At 73.7% G+C, this 11,054-nt stretch carries 8 protein-coding genes; 6 read left to right on the top strand and 2 right to left on the bottom strand.

All coding sequences use genetic code 11. The features are described from left to right. Positions 1-64 precede the first annotated feature (64 nt). Positions 65-961: a hypothetical protein gene (locus ABZS51_RS40965; protein ID WP_355453243.1), complete on the bottom strand. Its 897-nt coding sequence runs from the start codon at positions 959-961 to the stop codon at positions 65-67. 640 nt (positions 962-1,601) lie between these two features. Next, positions 1,602-3,770, bottom strand: coding sequence for an ATP-binding domain-containing protein (locus ABZS51_RS40960; RefSeq protein WP_355453246.1), 2,169 nt, complete (start codon positions 3,768-3,770; stop codon positions 1,602-1,604). Positions 3,771-4,123: 353 nt separating this feature from the next. Between ABZS51_RS40960 and ABZS51_RS40955 the strand changes: the two genes are divergently transcribed. From ABZS51_RS40955 to ABZS51_RS40930, 6 genes are read left to right on the top strand one after another with little or no spacing between them, the layout of a single operon-like run. Beyond that, complete coding sequence (locus tag ABZS51_RS40955; protein ID WP_355453240.1) at positions 4,124-5,371, top strand: ROK family transcriptional regulator; 1,248 nt, start codon at positions 4,124-4,126, stop codon at positions 5,369-5,371. A gap of 45 nt (positions 5,372-5,416) precedes the next feature. Then, positions 5,417-6,760: an ABC transporter substrate-binding protein gene (locus ABZS51_RS40950; RefSeq protein WP_355453237.1), complete on the top strand. Its 1,344-nt coding sequence runs from the start codon at positions 5,417-5,419 to the stop codon at positions 6,758-6,760. Positions 6,761-6,762: 2 nt separating this feature from the next. Further along, positions 6,763-7,716 carry a sugar ABC transporter permease gene (locus tag ABZS51_RS40945; RefSeq protein WP_355453234.1) on the top strand — a complete coding sequence of 318 codons (954 nt, stop codon included), beginning with the start codon at positions 6,763-6,765 and terminating at the stop codon, positions 7,714-7,716. After that, a complete protein-coding gene (locus tag ABZS51_RS40940; RefSeq protein ID WP_310709093.1) occupies positions 7,713-8,609 on the top strand; it encodes a carbohydrate ABC transporter permease in 897 nt (298 codons plus the stop codon). The genes ABZS51_RS40945 and ABZS51_RS40940 overlap by 4 nt, the downstream gene beginning before the upstream one ends. Further along, the gene (locus ABZS51_RS40935; RefSeq protein ID WP_355453231.1) at positions 8,606-9,874 is read left to right on the top strand and encodes a 6-phospho-beta-glucosidase; all 1,269 of its coding nucleotides are present in this window, start codon (positions 8,606-8,608) and stop codon (positions 9,872-9,874) included. The genes ABZS51_RS40940 and ABZS51_RS40935 overlap by 4 nt, the downstream gene beginning before the upstream one ends. Then, on the top strand, positions 9,871-10,914 hold the full coding sequence (locus tag ABZS51_RS40930; protein ID WP_355453228.1) for a BadF/BadG/BcrA/BcrD ATPase family protein: 1,044 nt from the start codon (positions 9,871-9,873) through the stop codon (positions 10,912-10,914). Before ABZS51_RS40935 ends, ABZS51_RS40930 begins: the two co-directional genes overlap by 4 nt. Positions 10,915-11,054: the final 140 nt, after the last annotated feature.

Raw genomic sequence — 11,054 nt, 5'->3', positions numbered from 1 at the left:
CTCACCCGTTTCATGCCGTTGATCAGTTGCGTCATCAGCGCGGGGTTGATGCCGACCATGGGGCTCACCGGGGGGCCGCCCCCTCGGACGGCCGGCCCGCGAGCCGGGCCCGCGCGAGATCGCCGCCCGCGAGGTGGGCGAGGGACGGGACCCGGGCGAGCGGAAGGAAGGCGAGCAGGGCATGGGCGAGCAGGGCGCCGGACAGGGTGACGGCGAACGACACGAGCGGCGCCCCGCCGAGCGCCGCGTACGCGGTGTAGAGCGACTCACCCTGGCTGAAGGCCAGGCGAGCCCACGGGAAGCCGCCGATGGGCACCAGGCCCCGGGCCCACTCCGTGGCCACCCACAGCCCGGCGAACCACAGCGGCCACATCCGCAGCCGGAACACCGGCGAGGCCAGGGCCGCCATCGCGGCGTAGAAGAGGCCCTCGACGGCCACCAGCATGACCCACACGTCGTCGCCGATGGTCCGCACCCAGGCGAGGGCGGGCACCAGGAAGACGACGGCGGCCAGGTAGCCGAGCCAGGCGGCGCGGCGGGGGCGGGTGCCGTACAGGGAGGCGACGACGAGGGCGACGCCGAGCGGCGCGGCGGGCCACCAGCCGAGCGGCGGGAAGGCGAGGAACAGCAGCGCCCCGCCGGCCACGGCGGCGATCGCCCGGAGCAGCACCAGGCGCGCGGGCTCGCGGCCCTTCAATCCACCCGTCCCAGCGCCCTCGGCGGCCGTCACGGGGGTGCCCTCGGCGGCCGGCACCGCAGCGCCCTCGGCGGCTGTCACGGGGGTGCCCTCGGCGGCCTTCACGGTGGCCTGCGGGGCCTCCGCGGCTCGCTCCGGCCGTGGCGGGCCTTCGCCGTCGGCGGGCGGGCGTGAGGGGCCTTCGGGGGCCGGGACCGTGGCGGAGGAGCGGCGGCGTGCGGACTCGCCGCCGGTGGGCGGTAGGCCCGTCCTGTCCTGCACCACTGCGCCTGCTCCCCTTCCGCCGCGGGAGGTCCCCCGCGGAGCCGCCCGTGTGCCCGCGGGCGAAAACACGTTCCTGCCGAAACGGTACCGCTCCCGGGCGGCCCTGCGGTCGCGAGGCGCGACCTCCTCCGAGAATAGGGGTCCCAGGCAGGGGGAACGGCCTGGGACACCGCGGGCACGGCGACGGGCGGGCGGGGGGCGGATCGCGGTGGTGAGGCTGGGAGCGGCTGGGTGATCCCCGGTCAGACGGAGCCGTGGGACCACCCGGCGCTGATGGCGATCCTGCGCACGAGAGCGGGAAGAGGGCCCGGAAACCCTTCGGACCGGACCCGTCTCGTCGGCGGCGAGCGCGGAATTCCGTTGTCTACTGGGCTACCGGGCCCGTCCCGGGTCCAACCCCCCGCCCGGCTGGGGTGCCCCGACTCGACGGACCGACGGCCCTGCACCTGGCTGTGTGGACGGAGTCACGCTCCGTCACGGACGCAGGATCCGACGATGTCAGAGACGGCCAACCGGCCAAGTCCCGTGCTGGACTGCGCAGCAAACTACCGACTCCACCTCAGATGTCAACCGTGTCCCGATCAGCGGGAACATCAAGTTTTCGCAGGTAGGACATGCTTGGCCTGCCGCCCCAACGACCCTAAAGACCGTTTGTCGGTAGATGTCCCCTGGGTGGGAGGCCCGTCAGCGGCTCCGGCAGCGGCTCCCCGTGGACGACGCCGAGCCGCCGCGTGGCGCGGGTCAGGGCGACGTACAGGTCGTTGAGGCCGCGCGGCGACTGGGAGGCGATGCGGCCGGGCTCGGCCACGATCACCGCGTCGAACTCCAGGCCCTTGGCCTCGGCGACGCCCATGACCGCCACGGGGGCGTCGAGGGCCGCCGCTCCCCCGCTGCGCCCGGACCCGGGCGGCACGACCACGGTGCCGTCCACGACCCGGGAGACCGCCTCAGCGAGCTCGTCGAGCAGCGCGTCGGGCGCCACGACGGCGACCTTGCCGCCCTCGCCGGCCTCCGCCTTGACCAGCTCGGGCAGCGCCGTCAGCGGCTCCGCCCACGGCCGCGCCCCGGTCTCCCGCACCGAGGCGGGCGGCTCCAGCGACGGGTCGATGGCGGCGAGCACGCGGGCGGCGACCGCCATGAGCTCCACCGGGGTGCGGTAGTTGACGGTGAGCCGCTCCTGCCGCCACCGCCCCGCCACGTACGGGTCGAGCATCTCGCCCCAGGCGCGGGCGCCGGCCGCGGAGCCGGTCTGCGCCACGTCGCCGACGATGGTCATCGAGCGGGTGGGGACGCGCCGCATGACGGCCCGCCAGGCCATCGGCGACAGCTCCTGCGCCTCGTCCACGATGACGTGTCCGTAGGCCCAGGTGCGGTCGGCGGCGGCGCGCTCGGCGGTGGTGAGGTACGGGCCCTGGCCGCGCTGCCGCTCGGCGAGCCGCTCGGCCTCCATGACGTCGGACAGGCCGGTCAGCTCCAGCACCTCGCGCGCGTAGGCCAGCTCCGCCTCGCGCTCGTGCTCCTCCGCCTGGCGGGCCGCGGCCAGCTCCTCCTCGGCCTGCAGCGCGGTGGCGCGCAGCACCTGCTCGTCGATCTCGCCGAGCAGCTCGGCGGCCTCGTCCAGCAGCGGCACGTCCGACTCGGTCCAGGGGGCGCCTGGGTCGCGGCGCAGCAGCGCGCGCTCGGCGGGGGTGAGCGACGCGCCGGCGTGCCCGAGCCGCTCCGGGGAGCCGTACAGACCGAGCAGCAGGCGCTGCGGGGTGAGGTACGGCCAGAGCCGGTTGAGCGCGGACTTGACCGCGGGCTCGGTGCGCAGCTCCTCACGCAGGTCGGCCAGCTCGTCCTCCTCGATGAGGCCCCGGCCGAGCTTGCGGGCGGCCTGCCGGGCCAGGGCGTTGAGCAGCGAGCGGACGAAGACGGCGCGGGCCTGGTTGTGGGGGCGGCGCGTGCGGGTGGCCTTGTTGCGCGCCCCCTCCAGCATGGCCCGGTCGATCGTGAGGGTGTGGCGGCCGAGGTCCAGCTCGACCGGCTTGCGCGGCACCCGCTGCCGGTCGCGCACGGCGCGCGCGACGACGTCGGCCATCCGCGCGTCCCCCTTGAGCGCGGCCACCTCGGGCCGGTCGCGGGCGGTGGCGGTCAGGCCGGGGTAGAGCTCGCCGACGGTGGACAGCAGCACGTCGTTCTCGCCCAGGGACGGCAGGACCTGCTCGATGTAGCGCAGGAAGGTCGGGTTGGGGCCGAGGACGAGGACGCCCCGGCGCTCCAGCCGCTCGCGGTGGGTGTAGAGGAGGTAGGCGGCGCGGTGCAGGGCGACGACGGTCTTGCCGGTCCCGGGACCGCCCTGCACGACCAGGACGCCGTTGAGGTCGGAGCGGATGACGCGGTCCTGCTCGGCCTGGATGGTGGCGACGATGTCGCGCATGCGGCCGGTGCGCTGCTCGTCGAGGGCGGCGAGCAGCGCGGCCTCGCCGTTGAGCGTGGCGCGGTCGTCGTCGCTGAGCGCGTCGAGGTCGAGCAGGTCGTCGTCGACGCCGACGACGACGCGGCCCCGGGTCTGCAGGTGCCGGCGGCGGGTGACGCCCATCGGCGCGGCCGGCGTGGCGCGGTAGAACGGCTGGGCGACGGGGGCGCGCCAGTCGATGAGCAGCCGCTCCTGCTCGTCGTCGGCCATGCCGAGCTTGCCGATGTAGAGGCGGCCCTCCTCGAGGTGGTCGAGGCGGCCGAAGACCAGGCCCCGCTCGACCGCCCACAGCCGGGCCAGCCTGGAGGCGTACATCTCGGCGAAGGTGTCGCGTTCGGAGCGGTTCTGCATCGTTCCCACGGCACCCGTGGCCAGCACCTCCTTCAGCTGGCGCTGGGTGCGGTCGCGCAGCGTGTCGAGCCGCTCGTAGAGGCGGGCGACGTACTCCTGCTCCCTGGCGAGCTCCGTTTGACGATTTGTCGCCAGACCATTATTGTTGTTAATGGGACACTCCGGGCCATTCTGCTTGTTGTTACGACAAACGACGACACTAGCATGCCTGTTGAGGCACTCCCATCCTTCCGCGTCATCCCCTCCCTCCGGTACGGTCACGGCTTGGTTTCGGCTCTTGACCACGGCCCCGCCGACTCCTTACGTTCGCATCAAGTTAGGAAAGTTTCCTAACTCCGCGTGAAGGAGCACATGTGAGCGGACCGGTGCCCGGCACCCCGAGCCTGCTGCGGGCGATCAACGACCGCGCCGCCCTGCTGGCCCTGCTGGACCGCGGGCCGCTCACCCGCCCCGAGATCGGCGCCCTGACCGGGCTGTCCAAGCCCACCGCCTCCCAGCTCCTGGCCCGCCTCCAGGAGGCCGGCCTGGTGGTGCTGGACGGCGTGCGGGAGGGCCTGCCGGGCCGTACGGCGGAGCTCTACCGGATCAACCCGGCAGCCGCCTACGTCGGCGCGCTGGACGTCACGCCCGACCGTATCGAGGCCCGCGTGGCCGACATCACCGGCGAGGTCGTCGGCGAGCACACGCTGCCCACGCCGCGCCGGCCCGGCGGGGAGCTGGTCGAGCGGCTCAACGCCGCGCTGGAGGGCGCGTGCCCGCCGGATCGGCTGCGCCAGGTCGTGATCGGCGTGCAGGCGGCCCTCGACCCGTCCACGGGCGGCCTGGGGTACGCCACGGCCAAGGACATGCCGGGCTGGCAGATCCCCGGCCTGGTGCCGGCGCTGTCGCAGGGGCTCGGCGTGCCCGTCGCCGTGGAGAACAACGTCAACCTCGCCGCCCTGGCCGAGCAGGCGCACGGCGCCGCGCGGGGCCACTCCGACTTCGTGCTGCTGTGGGCCGACGAGGGCATCGGTGCGGCCGTGGTGCTCGGCGGGCGGATGCACCGGGGCGCCACGGGCGGCGCGGGCGAGGTCGGCTACATGCCCGCCCCCGGCGCGCCGACGGCCCGCGAGGCCGGGCGCTACGCCAACCACGGCTACCAGGCGCTCACCGGCGGCCCCGCCGTGCTGCGGCTGCTGCGCTCGTACGGCGTGCGCGGCGCCGACTTCCGGCAGGCCGTCGCCAACGCGGTGCGCGCCGTGGAGAACACCGCGGAGGGCATCGGGGGCTCCGGGGAGGCGGCGGCCCGGCGGGGCGAGGACGCGCGGGCCGGGCTGCGCGACATCGCCGCCCGCCTCGCGGTGGGCCTGGCCGCGATCACCTCCGTCATCGACCCCGGGCTGATCGTGCTCACCGGCGGCATGGTGCTGGCCGGCGGCGAGACGCTGCGCGAGCTGGTCGAGCACGAGCTGCACGCCCTCACCATCCCCCGGCCGCGGCTGCGGCTGTCGTCCGTCGAGGGCAACCCGGTCCTGGCCGGCGCCCTCGATCTCGCCCTCGACATGGCCCGTGACGAGGTCTTCGGCTCCACGGTGACCGCGTCCGGCGGCTCACCGCGATAGCGGCGGCCGCATCCACCGTCCCCTCACGATCAGGAGGCACCCCCCGTGCGCTACTCCCCCCTGGTGGTCGCCGGCCTCACGGCCCTGGCGCTGACCGCCTGCACCGCGGGCAAGGAGGCGGCCCCGTCGCTCGGCGCCCGTCCCCGGCCCTCCGGATCGGCCTCGCAGGCCCTCCCCGCGGCCACGCTCACCCTGTGGCACGGCTTCTCCACCGGTCCCGAGGTCAAGGCGTTCGAGGACGCCATCGCCGGGTTCACCAAGAAGTTCCCCCAGATCACCGTCAAGACCGTCAAGAACGTCCAGGACGACCAGATCACCCAGGCCATCCGGGGCGGCAAGGCCCCCGACGTGGCGGCCTCGTTCACCACCGACAACGTCGCCCAATGGTGCCGGTCGGGATCGTTCCAGGACCTGACGCCCGTCATCGAGCAGGACGGCATCGACCTGAGCGTGCTGCCCGAGGTGGCGCGGGCCTACACCGGGTTCGCCGGGAAGCGGTGCACGATGCCCCTGCTCGCCGACGCCTACGGCCTCTACTACAACAAGGCCCTGATGAAGGGCAGCGCGCCGCCCAGGACCCTGTCGGAGCTGACCGCGCTGACCAAGAAGCTCACGGTCCGCGACGCGAACGGCGACATCAAGGTGGCCGGCTTCGTCCCGAGCTTCCAGTACTACGAGAACACCCCCGCCCACCTGGGCCCGATGGTCGGCGCCAGGTGGCTCAACGACGACGGCACCTCGGCCATCGGCTCGGACCCGGCGTGGAAGGAGCTCCTGCGCTGGCAGAAGGAGCTCGTCGACTGGTACGGCTACGACAAGCTGGAGAAGTTCCGCAAGGGCCTGGGCGACGAGTGGGGCGCCGAGCACCCCTTCTACGCCGGCAAGGTGGCCATGGTCGTCGACGGCGAGTGGCGCAACGCGATGATCGCGGGCGATCCCAAGGCCAAGGCCATGGACTACGGCACCGCCCCGGTGCCGGTCGCCGACGCCAGGCCCGACCTGTACGGCGGCGGCTTCACCGCGGGCACCGTGATCGGCGTGCCGAAGGGCGCCCAGCACCCGCAGCAGGCGTGGGAGCTGGTCAAGTACCTGACGACCGACACCGACTCGCTGGTGACGCTGTCCAACGCGCTGCGCAACGTCCCGACGACCAAGGCCGCGATGGAGTCGCCGAAGCTGGTCAAGGACGCCAACTTCCAGACGTTCCTCGACATCTTCGCCCACCCGAAGACCTCGACGCTGCCGAGCGCCGTCAACAGCGTCTTCAACCAGGAGGCGTTCGCCACGTTCCTCACCAGGTGGGAGAAGGGCGCGGTGCCCGACCTGGACGCCGGGCTGAAGGCCGTGGACAAGCAGATCGACGACAAGCTGAAGCTGTCGGGGAGCTGAGCGTGGCGTCCCTCACCTCTTCGGCCGCCTCACCGGGGCCGGCCCCCCGGCGGCGGCGCGAGGGCCTGCGCGCGCTCGTGTGGCTGTCGCCGTGGCTGGCCGGCGTGTCGATCTTCTTCGTGTACCCGCTGCTGGCGACGGTGTACTTCTCCTTCCAGCACTACGACCTGTTCACGCTGGAGTGGGCCGGGCTGGACAACTACCGCTACCTGCTGCGCGACCCGCAGGTGCTGACCTCGGCGCGGAACACGCTGTGGCTGGTGGCCGTGATGGTGCCCGTGCAGACGTTGTTCTCGCTGGGGCTGGCGCAGCTCGTGGTCCGGCTCAAGGCCGGCATCGGGATCTTCCGCACCATCTTCTACCTGCCGTCGCTGGTGCCGGTGGCCGCCGGGACGATCACGTTCGTGTTCCTCATGAACCCCTCGACCGGGCCGTGGAACCAGTTCCTCGCGCTGTTCGGGATCAGCGGGCCCGACTGGTTCGGCGACCCCGCCTGGGCGAAGCCGAGCCTCACGCTGCTGTCGGTGTGGGGGTGCGGCCAGATCGCGGTGATCTTCATGGCGGCGCTGCTGGACGTGCCCAGGCACCTGTACGAGGCGGCCGCGATCGACGGGGCCGGCCCGTGGCGGCAGTTCCGCAGCGTGACGCTGCCGTCGATCGCGCCGGTGCTCATGTTCTCGGTGGTGACGGGCGTCATCTACGCCGTCCAGTACTTCGCGCAGGCGATGATCGCCTCCCGGGTGGCGTCGGGCGCCACCGACTCGCCGGGCAGCACGTTCACGCCCGGCTATCCCGACGAGTCGCTGCTGACGCTGCCGCAGTGGCTGTTCCAGGCCGGCTTCCGCGACTACCAGATGGGATACGCCTGCGTGCTGGCGCTGGTCCTGTTCGCCACGTCGATGGTGTTCACGCTGATCCTGCTGTGGCAGTTCCGGCGGACGGAGGGGGCCGCGTGAGCGCCGCCGTCACCGCCCCGCCCCGTCCCGCCGCCGCGCCCCGCTCGCGCAAGGCCGCGAACGGGGCCCGCCGGAGGCGCGCGCTGCTCTGGATCGCCCAGCACGCGCTGGCGATCGTGCTCGCGCTGATGTTCCTGGCGCCCGTGGTCTTCCTCGCGCTGACCGCCGTCATGACCGACGAGCAGGCGCTGACCAGCGACCTGTGGCCCCGGTCGTGGAACTGGGACAACTTCGCGACCGTGTTCGCCAAGTCGCAGCTGCTGCGCTGGACGCTCAACACGCTGCTCTACGCCGGCCTGGGCACGCTGTTCACGGTCGTGTCGTCCGTGCCCGTCGCCTACGCGCTGGCCCGCTTCCGCTTCCGGGGACGGCAGGCGGCGTTCCTGCTGGTGATCATCGCGATGATGCTGCCGCCGCAGGTCGTCGCGGTGCCGCTCTACCTGGTGTGGGCGCGGCTCGGGCTGACGGACACCCTGTGGCCGCTCATCCTGCCGATGCTGCTGGGCGACGCGTTCTCCATCTTCCTGCTGCGCCAGTTCCTCGTGACGATCCCGCGCGAGTACACCGACGCGGCCAGGGTCGACGGCTGCTCCGACCTGCGCACGCTGCTCAGGGTCATCCTGCCGATGGCCCGCCCGGCCGTCGCCGCCGTCGCGCTGTTCCAGTTCTTCTACTGCTGGAACGACTACTACGGGCCCCTGCTGTACGCGGGCGTCGAGCAGCAGGGCTGGACTCTGTCGCTGGGCCTGGCCACCTTCAAGGCGTTCCACAGCGTGCAGTGGAACCTCACCATGGCCGCCACCCTCCTGGTGACGGCGCCGATCATCATCGTGTTCTTCTTCGCCCAGAGGGTCTTCATCGAGGGCGTGACGCTGACAGGAGTCAAGGGTTGAAACTCGCCGTGGTCGGGGGCGGCTCGACGTACACGCCGGAGCTGATCGACGGGTTCGCGCGGCTGCGCGACGTGCTGCCCATCACCGAGATCGCGCTCATCGACCCCGATGAGAGGCGGCTGGACCTGGTGTCGGGGGTGTCGCGGCGGATGCTGGACCACGCCGGGCATCCGGCGCGGGTGCTCGCCACCTCCTCGGTGGAGGAGGGCGTGGCGGGGGCGAGCGCCGTGCTGTTCCAGCTGCGGGTCGGCGGTCAGGCCGCCCGCGAGGTGGACGAGACGCTGCCGCTGCGCTGCGGCTGCGTCGGCCAGGAGACGACCGGCGCGGGCGGCCTGGCCAAGGCGCTGCGCACGGTCCCGCTCGTGCTGGAGATCGCCGAGAAGGTGCGCGAGCAGGCGCCGGGGGCGTGGATCGTCGACTTCACCAACCCCGTCGGCATCGTCACCCGGGCGCTGCTCGACGCCGGGCACCGGGCCATCGGCCTGTGCAACGTGGCGATCGGCCTCCAGCGGCGCGCCGCCGCGACGCTCGGCGTGCCGCCGTCGCGCATCACGCTCGACCACGTCGGGCTGAACCACCTCACCTGGCTGCGCGGCGTCCACCTGGACGGGGCCGACGTGCTGCCGTCGCTCATCGAGGGCCACGCCGAGGAGATCGCCGGTGGGGCGGGGCTGCGGCCGGAGCTGATCCGGCGGCTGGGCGCCGTCCCGTCGTACTACCTGCGCTACTACTACGCGCACGACGAGGTCGTGGCGGAGCAGCGGACCGCGCCGCCACGCGCGGCGGAGGTCGCCGCCGTGGAGGCGCGGCTGCTGGAGCTGTACGCCGACCCGTCGGTGGTGACCAAGCCGGAGGAGCTGGCGCAGCGGGGCGGCGCCTTCTACTCGGAGGCGGCCGTGGACCTGCTGGCCGCCCTCCTCGGCGGCCGGGACGACGGGCCCGTCCAGGTCGTCAACGTTCGCAACGGCGGGACGCTGCCGTTCCTGCCCGAGGAGGCGGTCATCGAGGTGCCCGCGGCCGTGACCGCCGCCGGGGCCGTGCCCTTGCCGGTGCGGCCCGTGGAGCCGCTGTACGCGGGGCTGATCGCGCACGTGTCGGCGTACGAGACGCTGGCGCTGGAGGCGGCGCTGCGCGGCGGGGCGGACCGGGTGCGCGACGCGCTGCTCGCCCACCCGCTGGTGGGGCAGGACGCGATCGCCGAGGAGCTGACCGGGCTGCTGCTGGAGGCCAACCGCGCCCATCTGCCGTGGACGGTGGGGCGGTGACACGCCGCAGGCTCCTCCTGGCCGTCGACGGCGGCAACAGCAAGACCGACGTGGCGGTGGTGGCGGAGGACGGCGAGGTGCTGGCGACGGCGCGCTCGGGACCGTTCGTGCCGCAGAGCGCCGGGGTGGCGGCGGCCGTCGACGAGATCGAACGGGCCGTCCGGCAGGCTATGGCGCAGTTGCCCCCCGATCCAGGTGGGTCCGGCCTCTCGTCCGGCGATCTGTTCGACCATGTGGCGGCCTACCTGGCGGGCGCGGACCTGCCGGTGGAGGAGGAGGCGCTGGCCCGCGAGCTCGCCGCCCGCGGGTTCGGGCCGGACGTCGTGGTGGGCAACGACACGTTCGCGCTGCTGCGGGCCGGGACGTCGGCGCCGTGGGGCGTGGCGGTGGTGTGCGGCGCCGGCATCAACGCGGTCGGCGTCTCCCCCACCGGCGAGGTGGCGCGCTTCCCGGCGCTCGGCCGGATCAGCGGCGACTGGGGCGGCGGGCTGGGCCTGGGCGAGGAGGCGCTGTGGCACGCCGTCCGCGCGGAGGACGGGCGCGGCCCGGCGACGGCGCTGGTGGAGGTGGTCCGGGACGGGTTCGGCGCGCGCACGGTCGGGGAGCTGGTGCTGGAGATCCACTTCGGGCGGGTGGACGCGGCCCGGCTGCACGAGCTGGCCCCCGGGGTGCTCGCCGCCGCCTCGGCGGGTGACGCCGTGGCCACGGCGCTGGCGGAGCGGCAGGCCGAGGAGGTGGTGGTGATGGCGGAGGTGTGCCTGCGCCGTCTCGGCATGCTGCGGACGCCGGCGGAGGTGGTGCTGGGCGGCGGGGTGCTGCGGGCGCGCGACCCGCTGCTGACGGCGCTGCTCGACGAGGGCTTCGCGGCGAGGACGCCGCACGCCAAGGCCGTCGTCTCCGGGGTGCCGCCGATCGTGGGCGCGGCCCTGAACGGCCTGGAGCGCCTCGGCGCGCCGCAGGCCGCCCAGTCCCGCCTGCGCGCCCACTACGAGCCCCGGGGTGCCTCTGAGCGCCTCGCGGGTGTCATCGGCCCGGCATGACCCGTGTCATGCGGAACCGATGACACAGCGGACTCCCCCGGCCGGGTACTCGGCGATCAACGCCTGGTGCCCCGGGTCGTCGCGGTAGATCACGTAGTCGTCGAGGTCGTCGAAGTCGGCGACGACGGCGAAGTCGTGGT

Source organism: Nonomuraea sp. NPDC005501 (genome assembly GCF_040605905.1).
GTDB lineage: Bacteria > Actinomycetota > Actinomycetes > Streptosporangiales > Streptosporangiaceae > Nonomuraea.
The sequence above is the reverse complement of the archived record's forward strand: the minus strand, read 5'-3'. Positions and strand labels throughout refer to the sequence as shown.

What these genes read in the sequence shown, in the direction of transcription:
- ABZS51_RS40960 (WP_355453246.1), bottom strand. Translation starts at nt 3,770, where the DNA reads ATGCAGAACCGCTCCGAACGCGACACCTTCGCCGAGATGTACGCCTCC.